Annotated in this window: 12 protein-coding genes; 8 read left to right on the forward strand and 4 right to left on the reverse strand. The window is 44.3% G+C overall.

Translation table 11 applies throughout. The features are described 5' to 3' along the window. Positions 1–353 precede the first annotated feature (353 nt). Positions 354–2,102 carry an exo-alpha-sialidase gene (locus ACO1R6_RS15840; protein WP_486265934.1) on the forward strand — a complete coding sequence of 583 codons (1,749 nt, stop codon included), beginning with the start codon at positions 354–356 and terminating at the stop codon, positions 2,100–2,102. A 445-nt stretch (positions 2,103–2,547) separates the two neighbouring features. After that, the gene (locus ACO1R6_RS15845) at positions 2,548–3,210 is read left to right on the forward strand and encodes a hypothetical protein (protein ID WP_486265935.1); all 663 of its coding nucleotides are present in this window, start codon (positions 2,548–2,550) and stop codon (positions 3,208–3,210) included. A gap of 250 nt (positions 3,211–3,460) precedes the next feature. Here the strand turns inward: ACO1R6_RS15845 and ACO1R6_RS15850 are convergent, their stop codons facing one another. The 3 genes from ACO1R6_RS15850 to ACO1R6_RS15860 all read right to left on the reverse strand — a co-directional run bounded on the left by ACO1R6_RS15850 (position 3,461) and on the right by ACO1R6_RS15860 (position 8,659). Next, positions 3,461–5,497: a M13 family metallopeptidase gene (locus ACO1R6_RS15850; RefSeq protein ID WP_486265936.1), complete on the reverse strand. Its 2,037-nt coding sequence runs from the start codon at positions 5,495–5,497 to the stop codon at positions 3,461–3,463. A 437-nt stretch (positions 5,498–5,934) separates the two neighbouring features. Next, positions 5,935–7,287 (reverse strand): sensor histidine kinase, encoded by a 1,353-nt coding sequence (locus ACO1R6_RS15855; protein ID WP_486265937.1) that lies wholly within the window; start codon positions 7,285–7,287, stop codon positions 5,935–5,937. Beyond that, on the reverse strand, positions 7,277–8,659 hold the full coding sequence (locus ACO1R6_RS15860) for a sigma-54-dependent transcriptional regulator (RefSeq protein ID WP_486265938.1): 1,383 nt from the start codon (positions 8,657–8,659) through the stop codon (positions 7,277–7,279). Before ACO1R6_RS15860 ends, ACO1R6_RS15855 begins: the two co-directional genes overlap by 11 nt. 304 nt (positions 8,660–8,963) lie before the next feature. Between ACO1R6_RS15860 and ACO1R6_RS15865 the strand changes: the two genes are divergently transcribed. From ACO1R6_RS15865 to ACO1R6_RS15875, 3 genes are all read left to right on the forward strand, one after another. Next, the gene (locus ACO1R6_RS15865) at positions 8,964–11,036 is read left to right on the forward strand and encodes a CocE/NonD family hydrolase (RefSeq protein ID WP_486265939.1); all 2,073 of its coding nucleotides are present in this window, start codon (positions 8,964–8,966) and stop codon (positions 11,034–11,036) included. 122 nt (positions 11,037–11,158) lie between these two features. Next, the gene (locus ACO1R6_RS15870) at positions 11,159–11,734 is read left to right on the forward strand and encodes a hypothetical protein (RefSeq protein WP_486265940.1); all 576 of its coding nucleotides are present in this window, start codon (positions 11,159–11,161) and stop codon (positions 11,732–11,734) included. 461 nt (positions 11,735–12,195) lie between these two features. Next, positions 12,196–13,458: an efflux RND transporter periplasmic adaptor subunit gene (locus tag ACO1R6_RS15875; RefSeq protein ID WP_486265941.1), complete on the forward strand. Its 1,263-nt coding sequence runs from the start codon at positions 12,196–12,198 to the stop codon at positions 13,456–13,458. Positions 13,459–13,524: 66 nt separating this feature from the next. On the opposite strand, the gene ACO1R6_RS15880 is transcribed toward ACO1R6_RS15875, so the two are convergent. Further along, complete coding sequence (locus ACO1R6_RS15880) at positions 13,525–13,827, reverse strand: four helix bundle protein (protein WP_486265949.1); 303 nt, start codon at positions 13,825–13,827, stop codon at positions 13,525–13,527. A gap of 162 nt (positions 13,828–13,989) precedes the next feature. Between ACO1R6_RS15880 and ACO1R6_RS15885 the strand changes: the two genes are divergently transcribed. The 3 genes from ACO1R6_RS15885 to ACO1R6_RS15895 all read left to right on the forward strand — a co-directional run bounded on the left by ACO1R6_RS15885 (position 13,990) and on the right by ACO1R6_RS15895 (position 19,641). Next, positions 13,990–14,679 (forward strand): ABC transporter ATP-binding protein, encoded by a 690-nt coding sequence (locus ACO1R6_RS15885; RefSeq protein ID WP_486265942.1) that lies wholly within the window; start codon positions 13,990–13,992, stop codon positions 14,677–14,679. A 105-nt stretch (positions 14,680–14,784) separates the two neighbouring features. Next, a complete protein-coding gene (locus ACO1R6_RS15890) occupies positions 14,785–17,208 on the forward strand; it encodes an ABC transporter permease (RefSeq protein WP_486265943.1) in 2,424 nt (807 codons plus the stop codon). Positions 17,209–17,256: 48 nt separating this feature from the next. Next, the gene (locus ACO1R6_RS15895; protein ID WP_486265944.1) at positions 17,257–19,641 is read left to right on the forward strand and encodes an ABC transporter permease; all 2,385 of its coding nucleotides are present in this window, start codon (positions 17,257–17,259) and stop codon (positions 19,639–19,641) included. Positions 19,642–19,684: the final 43 nt, after the last annotated feature.

A 19,684-nucleotide genomic window follows, 5' to 3' on the forward strand; every position in this document is an offset into this window, starting at 1 on the left:
TCCGCTGGTAGCTTGTTCTTAAGTTAAATAAAAAAATATGTAATCAGAATGAACAAGTAATTAAGTCGAATAATATAAAACTAGAATTGTATATAGCTTTAGAGTTTAAAGAAAGTCCAAACTATAAGCTCGCGCTAACGGAGTAGCCTGGTTTGCCTTTGCTGCGTGTTTTCATCCAGCAAGCAGAACAGCCGCTAAGTGGGTGAGTATTCAGCTCTTTCCCATTTTAATTTTCGGGTTTAAAACATACCTAATAGGCTTAACCCAGGCGGCACTTTTCTGAATATTTATGCCCACCCAGGAATATTATTTGTAGTTTACCACGGGTAAATTTATTCTGATATTTTGTGGTAATGTTAGTATTTACAAAAATAGGATTTGCTTTTCTGGGCTTTTTAATCTGGTTGGGTAACCATAACCAGGCAACACCGGGTACAGGAAAAATAAAGAGCAAGCCGCCGGTAACCGGTAGCCGCATAGCCTGGGATTACACCTCATTGCGGAAAGTATCTGCGGCGGAAACCGGAGCCCGTTACAATGGTTATGCCCGTCTTATCCAACGCCACGATAAAACCTTGATTTGCGTATATGAAGCAGACGGAAATATTTTAACCGTTACGAGTAAAGACTTAGGCAACACCTGGTCGGGGCCGGTAACGGTGGCGGCCAAACCGGCGGGCTTTAACCTGGCCGTTCCGGATATACTGGAGCTACACGATAAATCTTTGCTGGTTTGCTACAACCCGCGCCCCCACGCTATCGGACCCGCGCGTAAATTTGGCATCCGGACGAAAAAAAGCTATGACGGGGGCTTAACCTGGACCGATGAACGCTTGCTTTACCAGGCCGGCTACCAGTTCGAGAATGGCTGCTGGGAGCCCGCCGCTATTCAATTGCCCAGTAACCAAATTCAGTTGTACTTTGCCAATGAAGGCCCTTATACCCAATCGGAAGAACAGAATATTTCTTTACTCCGCTCTAACGATAACGGCCTAACCTGGACCACGCAACCGGAAGTGGTAAGTTTTAGAGCGGGAAAACGCGATGGTATGCCCGCACCTTTATTGCTACAGCAGAATAAGGGCTTGGTAGTGGCCATAGAAGATAACGGTACCGGCGATTTTAAACCTTATATTATCCGGAGTACGGTGGCAGGCAACTGGGCCCAAACGGTAACCGGCAGTAGCCCGGAACGCAGCTATGCCCTGGCCGAAAAGCTGGACGAGGCGGTGTATGCGGGTGCTCCTTACCTACGACAACTAAAAACCGGCGAAACAATTTTGTCTTACCAGGGCACCGAAGGCCGACCGAATAAACTGGCCAACGCCGAAATGAAAGTGGTTTTGGGTACTGATGAAGCCCGTAATTTCAACCGCAAAACCGCCCCCTTTGCCATACCGGTAAATAAATCCGGACTCTGGAATAGCCTGAGCGTTTTAGAAGATAACACCGTTATTGCGCTTACCAGCACCAATGCTTACGCTGCTAATGGCACCCGCGAAGTATGGATGATAAAAGGAGTGGTTATTCCGGAATTAGAAGCCCATCAGAAAAAAATATTCGTGGCCGGAGCTACAAACGAAACCGGGCGGCTAGCAGCATTCCCGGTTTTTATTGGGCACCAAAGCCCCACCCAACTTACCAGCCAGGTACGTTACGATAACCGATATTTGTATGTGCGGAGCCGGGTAAAAGACAAAAATATCTTTACCAATTCGTCGGTTAATGCAGAAAATGATGGCGTTATGGTACAGCTAGACGCGGCCAATAACGCCTATGAAAAGCCAGATAAAGGTGTTTTTAGTTTTTTTCTTTCGGCTGGTAATATTTTAACGGTTAAAGAAGGCCGCAACGGAACTTGGTTTGAGCTACAAAATACCGCCCGCCTGAAAACTACGAGTAAAATTACCGCTACCGGTTATGTACAGGAATTGGCTATTCCGTGGTCGGTAGTGGGCGGAAAGCCGACCCGGAATAAGCGCCTTGGTTTTAATATTTGTTTAACCGAAAACCCTGGCCAGAACGGGAAAATTTATAGCGAAAGCATCGCGGGCAATAACCCCGACCAGCCATTTACCTGGATGACCCTTGTATTAAAATAGCCCGAGTATTTTTGTTGGCAAATTGCCTTAACAGGGCTTGGTTTGAAAAAGCAGCAATATTATTAGGAACCAGCAGTTCTGGTCGTAACACAACAGCCCCAGTTTTTTTGCGCGATATCTCAGCTATTTCTAATTTTCTGGAGGATGACTACATACTTACAGCCGCTTGGATATTACATGAATAAAAGTAAGTAGCTAGGTTAGTCAGGTAGCAATTTGTATCTGTATTTACCGGAACAGAGTTCCTGCCGTTTATTTAAAGTTTGCAGTCTCCTGCGGAAGACTCCAAACAGCGGGAGTGAATACTAAAAAAGTATTAGTAAGCTTGAAAGTTTAGTAAGGATTGTGGCCAGTTATGGGAAGGTCACAATCCGAATTTTTCTTTTATAAGGCTAAATGGCTTAATTAAAATGTTTGTTAATTTACAGATTAAAGTCTATAAAGTATGATTAAAAAAGAAACACGCCGAGGCCTTATAGTAGCGATTCTTATTACGGCTTTTGCAATATCTATTTATGTGTTACTTGAAGCTTTAATAAAAAACGAATGGGGAACAGTAGCAGGTGGATTAGCTGTAATAGCAGCAATAATATCCGCTGCAATGTCTCAACCAATTTTATGGAAACAAGAAGATGATGCAGAACCAGATATAAACATTCTTTTCGATTTAGATAGCAGAGCCCGTATTATTCAATTGCGATTAGTAAACAGCGGTGGCAGCAATGCCTATGATGTAAAAATTGAATGGAACAAACCTATAATTAATATTTTTAAGGAAGAGGCCAATTTTCCTTACATTCCAGTTATGGTGAAAAATGAAATACTTCAAATACTTGTAGATAGCACAACTAAATTGTTTGAAAGAGCTAAGGAGGAGAATAGAGAATTAACCTTTAGTGGATATATTTTATATAAATTAAATAAATCAGATAAGAGTTTCAAAAAGAAGTATTTTGAAATATCTTTAGAACAGTATAGAAAAAAAGTGTCTCCAGCTACTGATTCACAAGATTTCTTGATTCATAATATGAATATCTCAAAAGAGTTAAAAATGTTGAATGAAAATCTAAAAGATTTTATTGCAATAATTAAAAATCAGAATAAGTAAATAAGAGGAGTATGTTCTCCCCGTTATGCTTAGAGTTAACGAAGTGCTCTATACATTTTTCGGAGAGCCAATCTCCTGATTGGCGTTATATCCTTCAATGGTATAAGTCATACTTCGCTTAACACTTGTACCAGCATTGTAAGGGTGATAGGACACGGGAAAAAGTTTAACGCCGATTGATTTCTCTTAAACACAAAAGCCTGTTTATCTACATAAACAGGCTTTTGCTTTTTTACCAATCAGGTTTTTATTACCAGATTTTAACTCTTTGCGCTGGCGCTAAATACAAAGAATCGGTTGGTTTTACGTTAAAGGCGGTATAAAATTCCGGTACGTTCCGGACTACGCCGTTTACCCGGAACTTGGCCGGCGAATGCGGGTCGGTGTTTACCTGGTTGCGGAGGGCTTCCGGGCGGGCTTTGTTCAGCCAGGCTTGTCCCCAGCCAATAAATACCCGTTGCTCGCCGGTAAAACCATCCAGTACCGGGGCTTCTTTGCCGTTTAAGCTAAGTTTATAGGCTTTTAAGGCAATGCTTAAACCACACAGGTCGCCAATATTTTCGCCTAAGGTAAATGCGCCGTTTACATTTAAGTCCGGAAATACCTTAAACGCATTGTATTGCTGCTCTAAAGAACCCGTACGCTTTTTAAATTCCTGCTGGTCTTTTTCGGTCCACCAGTTGCGCATTACGCCATTGCCATCAAAGGTGCTGCCCTGGTCGTCGAAGCCGTGGCCAATTTCGTGACCGATAACGCCGCCAATAGCACCGTAGTTAACGGCATCTTCGGCGTTCAGGTCAAAGAAAGGCGGTTGCAAAATAGCGGCCGGAAACACAATTTCGTTTAACGGCGGGTTGTAATACGCATTAATGGTTTGGGGTGTCATGTACCACTCGCCGCGGTCTACGGGCTTGCCCAGTTTATTTATATTGCGGTTGTACTCAAATTCGGTGGCCCGCATCATGTTGCCAAACAAATCGCCTTTCACAATCTTCAGGTCCGAGTAATCGCGCCATTTATCGGGATAGCCAATTTTGGGCGTAAACTTGTTTAATTTATCCAGGGCTTGCTTTTTGGTGTCTTCGCTCATCCAATCCAGCTCTTTAATACTAGACTCGTAAGCTTTTAATAAGTTTTTCACCAGGGCATCCATCCGTTCTTTGGCTTCGGGCGGAAAATGTTTTTTCACGTACACTTTCCCTACCATTTCGCCTAAACTGCCGTTTATCACATCAACGGCCCGGCGCCATTGCGGGCGTTGTTCCTGCATGCCGTTCAGGGTTTTGTTATAAAAATTAAAGTTTTCCTGATCCAGCGGGGTATTTAAAACAGTGGCCGCGCCATGCACCAGGCTCCACTGTAGGTAGGTTTTCCAGGTATCGAGGGGCGTAGCTTTAATAATATTGTTTAAATCTTTGGTATAGGCTACCTGCGCAACTACAATACTGTCTTGCTTAATACCGGCCTGCTGCAATAAATACGGCAAATCAAAATCGGGCATTAACGTGTTCAGGCTTTTTACCGCGTACTTGTTATAAAGCGCCACCATGTTGCGGGTGTCTTCTTTTTTCATGTGTTTGGTAGCCAGCTGCGTTTCCAGGGCCATTATTTGGGCTGCTTTGGCTTTGGCATCGGCAATGCCCGCCAGCGTTAACATCTTCTCAATGTGCGCTACGTATTTGGCCCGGATGTCTTTCGATTTAGCATCGTTCAGCAAATAATATTCGCGCTCGGGTAAGCCCAGGCCACCTTGCCAGGTTAAGAGCATGTATTGCTTCGGGTTTTTAAAATCTTCGGTAACCTGCACATTCATGGGCACGATGTTGCTGTACTTATTCGCGTAAGCAAAATACCCGGCCAAATCTTTATAATTATTGATGGCCGCAATTTTCTGGAACTCGGGCGCCAAAGGTTTAATGCCCAACTCGTCGCGCTTTTTGGTATCCAGGTACGATTCGTACAAACTACCAATTTTTTGCTCTTCGGTTCCCTCGGCAAACTCGCCTTTGGCCGAAGCCTCAATAATGGCTTTTACATCTTCCTGGGCTTTGTCGTTAAGAATGTGAAACACGCCGTAGGTTGATTTGTCGGCCGGAATAGGTGTTTTTTTAACCCAGTTGCCGTTTACGTAAGCCGTAAAATTATTTCCGGGGGCCACGGTGGTATCCATATTCTCGCGGATAATGCCGGAGTGAAGTTCGGTGTTTTTCTGGGTGTTTTTATTGCAACCGGTAGCTACTATTGCCGCCATGGCTGCACAAGCAATCCCCAGGGATTTTGCCTTCATTTTAATCATAGGTCAGGTTAATGAATAAAGATTTGAATTGTTCTGAAAGGGTAAAATATTGCTCAAGGTAGTTTTTTATTTTAGATTTTACAACGAGCCGGGCCGCTTCGTAATTAGGTAACGCACCGGGTATTTTAGGGTAAGTGGCGGAAAAGATGGGGTAATTACCAGGGAGAAGAAAATATTTCGCCCTTTCAGGGCTTTTTAACCGCATCCGGCAACTTACCCACCGGGCTCCACCCGGTGCTGACAGCTTACGCCCTTTCAGGGCTTAACGGTTTGCCTGCAACCGTACTTTGTACTTCGGCTTCTATGCTGTTATAAATATTATAAATAAAGCGCTAGCCCGCTCTGTGAGCTCAGGTATGCGTAGTGTTAGCACAGCACTCTACGTATTTTTCGGATAGCCAATCTTTTGATTGGCGTTATCGGATTACCTAAAACTGCAGCCGGAACACCGTGCCTTCGTCTTCTACCGACTCTACCTGAATATTGCCTTTGTGCAGGTGCATAATTTGTTTGGCCAAGCTCAGGCCAATGCCGGAGCCGTCTTTGTGCGTGGTAAAAAACGGAATAAAAATGCTGTCGAGGAGTTCGGGCGGAATGCCGGTACCGTTGTCGATAACATCAATGGCTACGCGCTCGTTATCGCCGATGCGGCCAACCAGCTGCACCACGGGGTTATCGCGGTGACGCACGGCTTTGGCGGCATTCAGCACCAAGTTAATGAGTACCTGCTCCATCAGTTGCGAATCGGCCTGGAAAACTAAATCGGGCGGTGTAACGGTGGTAATCAGCTTTACATTTTGCGCTTCGAGCTGGTTTTTTAACAGGGCGCTAATGCTGTTGAAGAGCTCCTCCAGGTAAACGGTGGTAAGATTGGGGTTGGTAATTTTGCTGAAGTTGCGGTAAATCTGGGCAAACTTTAACAAACCTTCGCTGCGGTGCTGAATAATGCCAATACCTTCGTCTACATCGTCTAGCAAATCAGTGTTGTACTGGGGTGGTTCGGTTACTTTTTCTTTTTCGAGGCGCACGTGGCGGCGCAGCGTATCGGCCAGTGATGCAATGGGTGCCACCGAGTTCATAATTTCGTGCGTCATGACCCGGAGCAGCTTTTGCCAGGCTTCGGTTTCGGTTTCGTCGAGGGCGTTACTTACGTTTTTAAAAGCTACCAGCGTAAGATGTTTCCCGTGCAACATAAACGAGGTAGCCGATAGCAGCAATTGCATGGTTTTTTTACCAACCATTAATTTTACCAAAGAGGTATTACCGGGTTTCAGGTTAACAATGGCCTCGTACAATACTTCGTTGCGCTTCCGGAGCGAGTGAATATTTTTGAGAAAAGGTACTTCAATGGTTTGCTTAAACGACTCGTTTACCCATTCTACTTCGCCGTCGGCACCAAAAGAAATAATGCCGGTATCAATCAGCTCCAGAATGGTTTGCAAATAATGATACTGGGCTTCTTTCTCAGAGCTGAGCTGTTTAAAGGTATTATTTATTTGGTTAAAAGCGTGGTGCAGTTGCTTTAAAGAAGGGTTGGTGTGTTTTTCGTTAAACTGCTGCGAAAAATCGCGGTACTTTACAGCCATAATAAATTTGGCCAGTTCGTTGTTGCTGCGCGTAACGTAACCTGCCAGTTCTATTACCAGAATTACAATCAGAAAAGCCGCAAATACCACCTGCACGTACGAGGGGTGAATGATATAATATACGGCTATGTACATCAATCCAAAAAGCAGCAGCAGCCGGATAAATATTCCGATTTCGAGGCGTTTAAATGTCATGTTTTTCGAGGCGGCGGTAAAGGGCGGTACGGGTAATGCCTAGTTCTTTGGCGGCTTTGGTTATGTTGCCGTTGTTGCGTTCAATTACCCGCAAAATGGTATTTTTCTCTACTTCGTTTAACTGTAAGGGGCCATCAGGGGCAACCGATGCAGTTGGAGCCGGTTGCGGCTGCTCCATGGCCGAAAAAGTAAAATCGCTGGGTTTAAGTACATTGCCTTCGGCCAAAATAACGGCCCGTTCTACGGCGTGCTGCAGTTCCCGGATATTACCGGGCCAACTGTGTTGTTTTAGCTTTTTAAAAGTAGCCGGGTCGAAATCGGGGGTAGGTTTGTGGTTGCGTTGGGCGTAAACGCCGGCAAAATGCTTGGCCAGTAATAGCACATCGTCGTCGCGGTCGCGCAAAGGCGGCAACATAATTTCTACGGTATTAATGCGGTAAATTAAGTCTTTCCGGAACTGGTTTTTACCGGCCAGTTCGTAAATAGGTACGTTCGTAGCCGATACCAGCCGAATATCAATCGGGATAGGGGCGTTGCTGCCCAGCGGAATAACCTGGCGGTTTTGCAAAACCGTGAGTAGTTTGGCTTGCTGCGGCAGCGAAATATTGCCAATCTCGTCCAGGAACAAGGTACCGCCCGAAGCGGCCTCAAAGCGGCCCACGCGATCTTCCTTGGCATCGGTAAAAGAGCCTTTTTTGTGCCCGAACAACTCGCTCTCAAAAATGCCTTCGCTCATGGCGGCCAAATCGGCGGTTATAAAAGGTTTGGCCGAGCGGAAAGATTTCTGGTGCAGGGCTTTGGCTACTAATTCTTTACCGGTGCCGTTTTCGCCTAAAATTAATACGTTGGCTTCGGTGGGAGCAATTTTTTCGATTTTCTGAAAAACTTCCTGCATGGCCTCGGAGGCACCCAGCATATCAAAATCGGCGAAGGAGGCCGAGGATTTACCCGATATGCCGGTGGTAATATTTTTCCCTTTCCCGGTTTTGGTTTCCAGGGCCGTTTGGAGCGCTTCCAGCAGTTTATCGTTGTGCCAAGGCTTTACAATAAAGTCAGTGGCACCAGCTTTTAAAGAACGCACGGCCGTACCAATATCGCCGTAAGCGGTAATCATAATAACGGTGGCGTCTTTGTCTTTTTCCAGGATACGGCTAAGCCAGTAAAAACCCTCGTTGCCCGTGTTTAAGGCACTTTTATAGTTCATGTCCAGGAAAATAACGTCAAAGTTTTGCTTGCTCAGCAGCGAAAGCAGGTTCTCCGGATTTTTTTCGGTTACCACTTCTTTTACTTCGGTTTTGAGCAACATTTTTACCGCAAAAAGTACATCGCTTTCGTCGTCTACTACCAACACGCGCGCGTTTCTAGAAATCATGTTCTACTTAAATTAAAATAATTTATAACGCTTAAAATAAGCAAAAAACAGACAATTTAATATTAAATACCTTTTTATTATTGGTGAGCCGGTAGAAATAGGGCCCGTGCGTTTTGAGGTAAAGTTATATCAAATATTAAGTTATTACCAATTAAAGGAATGGCAGTACCTCTGGTAAAACTAAATAACAGGCGCGGTAAAAGAAAATAAATGCAAAAGATTACCGGCTGCAGCTTTCCTAAGTTGGCGCCTAAAGTAAATAAATTTTATTACCGGTACTTACTTTTAGATTTCCGGCCATTATTTGCGCGTTTCACCCAATTATAAAATTACTTTAGCCGGCGGCACCTCCCCGCAACAACCGCTTAGGAAAAACGAAAGTACCCAGGTAAATTTGACCGATTACATTAATGTTTTACCTTCGGTTTATCTTACCATGGGTCGCTTATTCATGAAAAATTTATTCTGCTCATTGCTCACCGGTACCGGCAAAGCAAGGTTCTTAGGTTTAGGCTTTATTTTGATTCTAGGCTTAAATTCTGTGCGGGGGCAGGTGAGCACTCCTAAAGACGATTCGCTGTTTATCCGGGCCAACTACACCAAGCTGGAACGAATGGTGCCCATGCGCGACGGGGTAAAGCTTTATACGGCTATTTACGTGCCCAAAGATACATCTAAAAAGTACCCGATTATGCTCAGCCGCACGCCTTATGGCGTTGCCCCGTACGGCCAGGATATGTATAAGCCCGCCATTGGTCCCTCTATGCTGTTTGCCCGCGAAGGGTTTATTTTTGTGTACCAGGATGTGCGGGGTAAATTTATGTCGGAAGGCGAGTTTGTGGCGGTGCGGCCGTATATCCCGAACAAAAAGAAAAAAACCGATGTAGATGAAAGCTCCGATGCCTACGATACCATTGCCTGGCTCCTGAAGAATATAAATAACAACAACGGGAAAGTAGGTACCTGGGGAATTTCGGCTCCCGGCTTTTATACCACGGTTACCGCCATAGATGCCCACCCGGCGCTAAAAGCCGTATCGCCGCAGGCGCCCGTTACCGATTGGTTTATGGGCGACGATCGGCACCACAACGGCGCTTTTTTCCTGATGGGTACGTTTGCTTTTTTATCTTCTTTTGGTCAGCCCCGGCCCATGCCTTCGCCGGTGCGGGCACCCGCTTTTAACCAGTACGGCACCCCCGATGGTTACCAGTTTTACCTGGATATAGGCCCCCTGAAGAATATAAACGAAAAGATTTTTAAAAACACTAACCCGCTCTGGAACCAGATGATGGCGCATGATAATTACGATGCTTACTGGCAAGCCCGGACGCCCGTACCGCACCTGAAAAATATTAAACCGGCCATACTTACCGTAGGCGGCTGGTTCGATCAGGAAGATTTATACGGTCCGCTTAAAGTTTACGAAGGCATTGAACGCCAAAATCCGAAGAGCAAAAATACCTTGGTTATGGGCCCGTGGATTCACGGCGGTTGGGCGCGATCTTCCGGTGAATATTTAGGCGATATTCGTTTTGGAGCCAAAACCAGCGAGTTTTACCGCGCCAATATTGAATTTCCTTTTTTTATGCACCATCTGAAAGGTGCCCCTGAGCCTAAACTGCCAGAAGCTTATATTTTTGTAACCGGTGCTAACCAATGGCAGCAATATAGTGCCTGGCCACCCAAAGAAACCCAGGAAGAAAATCTGTATTTGCACCCGGGCGGTAAATTGTCGTTTGCCCCACCCCAGAGCGAACCGGTTAGTGTTGGTTTCGATGAGTACATCAGCGACCCGCACAAACCTGTACCTTTTACTTCTGAAATCAGAATAATCCGGGGTAGCGATTTTATGTACGAAGATCAACGTTTTGCTGCTACCCGCCCGGATGTATTGGTGTACGAGAGCGACATTTTAACCGAAGATATTACCTTAGCGGGTAACGTATTAGCCAATTTGTTTGTGGCTACCACCGGCACTGATGCCGATTTTGTGGTAAAACTGATTGATGTTTACCCCAACGATGCGCCCAACGATAGTCCGCGCCCGAATGTGAAAATGGGTGGTTTTCAGTTGCTGGTGCGGGGCGAAGTAATGCGGGCCAAATTCCGGAACAGTTTTGCGCAGCCCGAAGCCCTGTTGCCTAACCAGGTAACCGAAGTAAAATTTGATATGCAGGATGCGGCCCATACCTTCCGGAAAGGACATAAAATAATGGTGCAGGTGCAAAGTTCGTGGTTTCCGCTCGTCGACCGTAATCCGCAGAAATTTGTAAATATTTACGAAGCCGGCGAAGCCGATTTTCAGAAGGCTACCCACAAAGTATATTTTACGCCCACCCAACCTTCGCACCTGAAAGTGCGGGTACTGCAAAAATAGTAGAAGGCGAGGGGTAATATTTTTTGTAAACCGGCAGGCTGATAGGACTGCTGGTATCTTTTGTGCGGACTATAGCAACAGATTGGGTAAGTGCAAATGAAATTATTGTAATAGATTTAAATATGTTGGAGGTATACAATTTTAGGCAGAAGAAAACCTTTTTATGGTTATTCATAGCAACTGTTCTTTGTTCCATCCTTGGGTATTATAAAGAAAACCTTACTATAAATCTTTTATTAGTTCCTATAATATTTGGGTTAGCATTAACTTTAAGTAATAATAAATACATAAAAGCAGACTTTTTTTACATTATTATACCTGTTTCCTTTTTCCTAATATTTTTCTATTTGTCGCCCTCTGGGGCTCAAATAATTGAAATGTCATTAAATGTTGATTTTAATAATAAGTTTGGTTGGCATGTAATATCATATTTAGTAGCATCAACTTTAGTTATACTAATAGTCAAAATTGCATTAAGAGCAATTATTATTAGATGGGAACAAGTTATAATAATGTCAATTCTGTCTTTTATATCAGCAAGTTTAGTTGGGATTTTTACTGGATTTGATGATAGTCAATTTAGATTTGCGATTGTTATACTGGTATATCAATTTTCAATGACTTTTAATATTGTAGTAACTATGGAAGACGATAACATAGTAGAAAATATAAATACGTCAGCACCTAACCACACCTAAAAACCACTAAATCGCTCTTTATCCTAGTACTTCCCCAAAGTAAAAATTAGAAATTATAAATTGAGGATAATAAGCGTTCTTTTACCTTTTGAGCCTTCATCTAGTTCTAAAATCTATTTTGGAAGAGCATTAGTACGGTAGCGTCTATTTTTAGGATATTGTACAAATCCGGTCTATTCTAAACCGCTTTTATATTTTTGAGCCTAGCGATATTTTTTGCGGTGGCTTATTTATTTTACCCAACTTTCTGGCTAATTTATACCGGCCAGAGAGCCCCTGGTTTGCGGCTGTGCCTGTGTTTCAGAAGCGAACAGGCGGGTGTATCATAACCGGACAATTTACCGGCTTATCTGGAAAATAAGCACTATAATTAACTTGTAAACAGGGTTTTATTCTTTTGGTATGGTTCTTACTATAATACATGCAAGGACCAGAAGTGTCCGGCTGATGAATGCAATAAAATGGATGTACTAATTAAAAAGAAGAAGTGGACACCCAAAAAGGTTATGCTGATTATTGGGTCGGGGTTACTGGCGGTGCTGGTACTGGCCAGCTTCTTTTCTACTACCGGAAAAGCTAAATTAAATGTTGATACGCAGCGCATTACTATTAGCCAGGTAAGCAAAGGCAATTTTCAGGAATTTATTCCGATTGATGGCGTAGTGCTACCCATTAAAACCATTTACCTCGATGCCACCGAAGGCGGACAAGTACAGAATATATTAGTAGAAGACGGCGCCCCGCTTACCGAAGGCCAGCCCATTATCCAGCTAACCAACACCGATTTGCAACTGGAAATGGTAAACCGCGAAACGGCTGTTTTTGACCTGATTAACAACCTGCAGCATACCCGCAACCTGATGCAGCAAAACCGCATTGCCCAGTTAAACCAATTGGCCGATGTGGATTACAAACTAGCCGAGGCCAAGCGCGTGTACGACATGAATAAAAAGCTGTACGAAGATAAAGTAATACCCCGCCAGGAATATTTAGAAAGTCAGAATAATTACAATTACCAGGTGCGCAAACGCCAGTTAACCAAGCAAACTTTGCGGCAAGATTCTATGTCGATGCAGCATCAGATAAGCCAGATGCAGGAATCGGTAACCCGCATGAAAAGCAACCTGGACCTGATGCGCAAGAAAATGGACGACCTGACCATAAAAGCACCGGTGGGCGGCCAGATTACTTCTTTAAACGCCGAAATTGGCGAATCGAAAACCCGCGGGCAGCGCATTGGCCAGATAGATGTACTCAATGGTTTTAAAGTGCGCGCTAATATTGATGAACATTACATTTCGCGCATTTTTACCGGCCAAAAAGGGGAATTTGCCTTTAACGGTAAAACCTACGAACTCAGCGTGAAAAAAATATTTACCCAGGTTACCAACGGCCAGTTTCAGGTAGATATGGAATTTACGAAAGAAGTACCGGAGGGCATCCGGCGGGGACAAACCTTGCAGGTACGCCTGGCCCTGAGCGACCAGACCCAGGCAATATTGGTAGCCAAGGGTGGTTTTTACCAGAAAACCGGCGGCAACTGGATATTTAAAATTGATGAAAACGGCAAAAAAGCTTACCGCACCGATATTCGCTTAGGCCGGCAGAACCCGGAGTATTACGAAGTGCTGGAAGGCCTGGAACCCGGCGACAAAGTAGTAACCAGCAGCTACGAGAGCTACGAAGACATGGGTGAGTTGGTGATTAATGATTCAAGTAATTAGTTGTTAGTGATTAGTTATTAGTTTTTCTGATTTTTTAACTAAACACTAATATCTAAAGACTCAAAGTTAACAACTACTCTTTACTTTCTGAATATAGGAATTTAGCATCTTTTTGATTTCCATAAGTTCATTATTAAGCAAAGAGAAAGACGGTTCGGAAAGGTATGAAAGGTCTTTTGCTAATATAAGTTGATATTCAAGTTCAGAAGCAGAACCCATGGCAATTGTCAGAAACCGATGAAATTCAGCATAGCTTTGGCGGCCACTGCCTTCAGCAATATTAGTAGGGATGGAGGCGCTGGAACGGCGGATTTGACTTGTGAGACCGAACTTTTCTTCTGGAGGGAAAGATGCAGAAGATTTATAAATATTAAGTGTAAGTTGATGGCTGCGTTGCTATATTAATAAATCCTTGAAATTCTTCATACCAGGAGAGTTTGAGAATTAAACAAACAGAGAAGAATAAAATTCAAAACAGATAAAATGGTTAGAAGAACTAACCACTAATAACTAAAAACTAATCACTTAGCAATGATTAAAATAGAAAACTTGGAAAAGGTTTACCGGACCGAAGAAGTGGAGACCAAAGCGCTGAACAAAGTGTCCATTGAGGTAAACGAGGGCGAATTTGTAGCCATTATGGGGCCATCGGGTTGTGGTAAATCTACCCTGCTGAATATTTTGGGTTTGCTGGATGAGCCGGATGGCGGCAGCTTTCAGTTTTTGGGTACCGAAATAAGTAAGTTTAACGAGCGCAACCGCGCCGACTTGCGCAAGAAAAATATTGGTTTTGTTTTCCAGAGTTTCAACCTGATAGATGAACTGACGGTGTTTGAAAACGTGGAACTGCCTTTGATTTACCTGGGCGTAAGCGCCGCCGAACGGAAAGAAAAAGTAGAGAAAGTACTCGAAAAAATGCAGATTATGCACCGCCGCAACCACTTTCCGCAGCAACTTTCGGGTGGTCAGCAGCAGCGGGTGGCAGTAGCTAGAGCGGTAATAAACACTCCTAAATTAATATTGGCCGATGAGCCGACCGGTAACCTCGACTCGACCAACGGTAACGAAGTAATGGAACTGCTTACCGAACTAAACGAAGCCGGTACTACCGTAATAATGGTTACCCACTCCGAGCACGATGCCCGCTATGCCCACCGCATTATCCGGTTACTCGACGGCGAAGTGGTAATGGAAAATGTGCGCGAGCAGTTTACTGTTTAGTAAATATTATCGGGTATAAAGCCCTGCCTATCTTATTAATGCATTTGTTTTATTAGTGCAGGAGGCCCCAACAGGAGCTTCCCCGGCTCTTGATTGCCTACTGTTATGTTCAAAAACTACTTTAAAATTGCCCTTCGCAACCTGTGGCGCCACAAGGCGCTTTCGGCCATTAATATTTTGGGCTTAGCCATTGGGATTGCTACCTGCCTGGTTATTATGCTGTTTATTGCGGATGAACTGAGTTACGACCGGTTTAACCAGAAAGCAGACCGGATTGTACGCATTATTTTTAAAGCTACGCTGAACGGGGAAAAAATTGCCACCCCTACTGCTGCGGCACCTACTGCCCAAACGCTTCTCGCCGATTACCCCGAAATTGAGGAAGCTACCCGCCTGCGGACTTATGGGGCGCCCTTGGTTACCTACGGAAATAAAACATTTAAAGAAGATGCCTTTGCTTTTGTAGACGCTAACTTTTTTCAGGTGTTTACGCTGCCCTTTATAGAAGGAAATGCCCAAACAGCCCTGCTTGAACCCAATACCATTGTTATTTCGCGCGCCATTGCGCATAAATATTTTGGCGATGAAAGCCCCATAGGAAAGGTATTGCAGTTTAAAAGTGAGAAGATGAGTTATAAAGTAACCGGGGTAATGGACAAGGTGCCCGCCAATTCTCATTTTCATTTCGACCTTTTTGCTTCGATGGCCAGCATACGGGAAGCGCAAGAAACAACCTGGATGAGCAATAACTTTAATACGTACCTGGTATTGCGCCCGGGCTATGATTACAAAAAGCTGGAAGCCAAATTGCCGCAGGTCCTGGAAAAACACATGGGGCCGGAAGTGCAAAAAGCCATGGGCATGAGCCTGGAACAGCTCCGTAAAATCGGAAACGACGTCGGTTTATTTTTGCAACCGCTCACCGATATTCATTTGCGTTCGGGTTTAAGTAACGACCTGGAGCCGGGCGGCGATATTAGGTACGTGTATATTTTTGGCGCTATTGCCTTATTTATGCTGCTCATAGCCGGTATTAATTTTATGAACCTTTCTACAGCCGGTGCCGCTAAGCGAGCCCGCGAAGTAGGTATCCGCAAAGTGCTGGGTTCGGTAAAAAGCGACCTGGTCCGGCAGTTTTTACTCGAATCTGTTTTGCTCACTGCTATTGCCCTGGTAGTGGGTATCTTGTTGGTGTACCTGGCCTTGCCGGTTTTTAACGATTTAGCGGGCAAAGAATTATACTTACAACTTACGGCTAATCTCTGGCTGGTACCGGCCTTGTTGCTGTTTGGTTTAGTGGTAGGCGTGTTGGCGGGCAGCTATCCGGCATTTTTCTTGTCGTCGTTCCAGCCGGTTAAAGTACTCAAGGGAACCCTTACAGCCGGTAAAGAAAGCTTGAGTTTACGCAGCGGCCTGGTGGTATTTCAGTTTTTTATTTCCATTGCTTTAATTATTGGTACCACCGTGGTGTACCAGCAACTAAACTATATTCAGAACAAGAAAATTGGCTACGATAAAGAACAGGTGTTGGTGCTGCACGATACCTACGTGTTAGGCAAACAGGAAGAAGTAATGCGGCAGCAACTCCTGCAAGACCCGCGGGTGGTAAATGCAAGCGTGTCGGATTACCTGCCGGTTGGCCCCACTAATTCCAACAATTCAGTCGTACTGCCCGAAGACAATGCCACCAAAAGTGTGAGTACGCGTCAGTATCGGGTAGATTTTAATTATATCCCAACCCTGGGAATAGAATTATTAGCCGGCCGTAATTTTTCGAAAGATTTTGCTACCGATTCTACCGGCATGATTATTAACGAAGCGGCTGCCCGGGCTTTTGGCTGGGGTAAAAATATGCTGGGGCGTAAGGTTACCTGCTTTATTGATAATAACGGCACTAAGGCTACGTACCGGGTTATCGGAGTGGTCAAAGATTTTCATTTTCAATCGTTGCACCAGCGTATTACGCCGTTGCTCATGATGCTGGGCAATAACTCCGGCTCGCTGATTGTAAAAGCCAAAACCCAAGATATGGCCGGTTTGCTAACTTCTATCAAGCAGCAATGGAGTGCCTTTGCCGCCGAGGCACCGCTGGAATACACCTTTATGGACGAGCGTTTTGCCCAAACGTACCAGACCGAACAGAAAATTGGCCGCATTTTGGGCATCTTCGCTGGCCTTACCATTTTTGTGGCCTGTTTGGGTTTGTTTGGCCTGGTTACCTTTACTGCCGAGCAGCGCCGGAAAGAAATAGGCATCCGCAAAGTACTGGGTGCTACCCTGCCGAACCTGGTGTCGCTGCTCTCTAAAGATTTTCTCAAACTTGTTTTAATCGCTAATATGCTGGCCTGGCCTTTGGCTTGGTGGGCCATGCACCAATGGCTCCAGGACTTTGAGTACCGAACTACTATTGGCTGGTGGGTATTTGTTTTAGCCGGCGTATTAGCGCTGCTAATCGCTTTGTTCACCGTTAGCTTCCAGGCCATAAAAGCCGCGTTGGCTAACCCGGTAAAGAATTTACGGACGGAATAATCTAAAAATTAACCGCTACGGCTTTCAACCATAAAAGCTTTTTATTCTATGCTAACCAACTACTTTAAACTTGCCTGGCGCAACCTGCTTAAAAGAAAAAGTTACACTTTTATTAATATTATTGGCTTGTCTTTGGGGTTAGCGAGCGTAATGGCCTTGGGCTTATTAATCTATCAGTATTATACCATCGATAGCATTCAGGTAAACAAAGACCGGATGTATTACCTGAAAACGTATGCGCCCGATGGCAACGGCTACAGCCAAACTTCTTTCCCGTTATTATACGAAATACAGAAAGCCGCCCCGGAAGTAGAAGCTGCCACGCACATCCAAAGCTGGAACTGGCCCTGGCTAAAATACGGCAATCAGGAAGCGCAGGAAAATACGGCTTATGTAGATACCGATTTTTTTAAAGTATTTTCTTTTAAGCTAAAGGACGGAAACCGGGAAACGGCCTTAAGCCAAAAGTTTAGCGTGGTTATTTCGGAAAATTTAGAACAGCAATTATTTGGTAAAGAAAAAGGCTTAGGAAAAATAATAACCGCCGACGATTCTATTCTGCTTACGGTTACCGGCGTGTTAGAAAAAATACCGTCTAATTCTACTATAAAGGCCGATGTTTTGCTGCCCATGCGGCTCCTGAGCGATACGGAAGATTTTAAGAGAGGCGCCGATTGGTACAATACCTTTGCCTCTAATTACCTGCTTTTGCACAAAGGCGCCGACCCCAAAAGGTTAGACCAGAAAATAAATACCATTTTTCAGAAATATTCTCCTCCCGAAGTAAAAGTAAACACGGTTAAAACGGCGCCCTTTGCGCAAATTACCCAGGAAGCCGATACCAATATTAGTACCATTATTGCCGGGGCCGTGGCGGCGGCTGTATTTATCTTACTTATTGTAATGGTTAACCTGCTCAACCTCAATGCCGCAACCATGTTTACCCGCACCAAAGAAGTGGCCGTACGGCAAATGCTGGGGGCGGGCAAGCGCCGTATTATCACGCAGTTTTGTGTAGAAAATGCGCTGATTATGCTGGTTTCTTTATTATTTGGTTACCTGGTCTTTACCAATTTCCTGTTGCCCCAAATGAATAAAATAATAAGCTCTGATTTGGGTGAAGTAATATTTCAGTGGCGACAAGATTATCTGCTGTTTATTTTATTTACGTTAGGTATTCTGGTACTCATTGTTATCATTAGTTCGTATCCGGCCCTTCATTTAACCGCCGTAAAAGTAACCGATACCATAAAAGGAAATATTAGCAGTAAGGCCGATAATAGCACCGTCCGGAATACCTTTATTGGCTTACAATTTACCCTGGCGATTATATTAATTTGTGCGGCCTTAATCTTAAACCAGCAGATAGGTTACATGAAAATGGCCTCCCTGGGTTTCGACAAAGATAATGTGGTGGTCATTAACCTGGACCTGGCTTTTAAAAATCCTCAAGCGGCCGCCGGCAAGTTTGACGTTGTTCTGAATTCTTTGCGGAGCAACCCTTACGTAAAATCCTTTTCCACCACCCAGGAAATTCCCACCCAGTACTGGTCTAATTACAATGACTATGTAGATGTAGAAACAAATAAAAAGGTAAAGCTGCGCCAACCAAGCGTTGATGCCGGCTTTATCCGCACTTTTAAAATACCGGTTGCGCAAGGCCGCAACTTTAATGATGATTTAGCGGCCAGCGAGGGGAAAAGCATTATGCTGAATGAAACGGCTGCAAAAGCATTTGGCTGGACCAATCCTGTTGGCAAGCAAATAAAACCCGGCGGCGAAAACAACGAAGCCCTGACGGTTATTGGGGTAATAAAAGATTTTCACTACAGCGATTTACAAAAGCCAATTGAACCTTTGGTGCAATCCTATCGCGGCAAACCAGGCCTGAACCAAAATAAATATTTAAGTATAAACCTGGATATGCGCCATAGTAAAGAAATTTTGGGCAGCATCGAAAAGCAGTTTAAAGCTATGCCGGCCAAACGGCCTTTTACCTACCATTTTATGCACGACCTGGTAGGAGAGCAATATAATTTGCTTTCGGGTATTTTAAGAATAACCAATTATGTTGCCTTCCTAACCATTGCCATTGCCTGTATGGGCATGCTGGGGCTCATTGCTTTATCTACGCGCCGGCGGGTAAAAGAAATAGGTATCCGGAAAGTATTAGGGGCAAGCGTACTAAATATTACCACCCTCATTTCCAAAGATTTTATTAAGATAATATTAACGGCTTTTGTTTTTGCTACCCCTATTGCCTGGTATGCAATGCATTTATGGTTGCAGGATTTTGCTTATCAAATAAAAATACAATGGTGGATGTTTGCCCTGGCCGGCGTACTGGCCATCTTTATCGCTTTAATAACCATAAGCTTCCTGGCCATTAAAGCTGCCATTGCCAACCCGGTAAATAGCTTGCGGAGTGAATAATATAAATAATTTACAACTAGTTGCGTGTTATAAACCATAAAAC

This window comes from Adhaeribacter sp. (assembly GCF_057359045.1).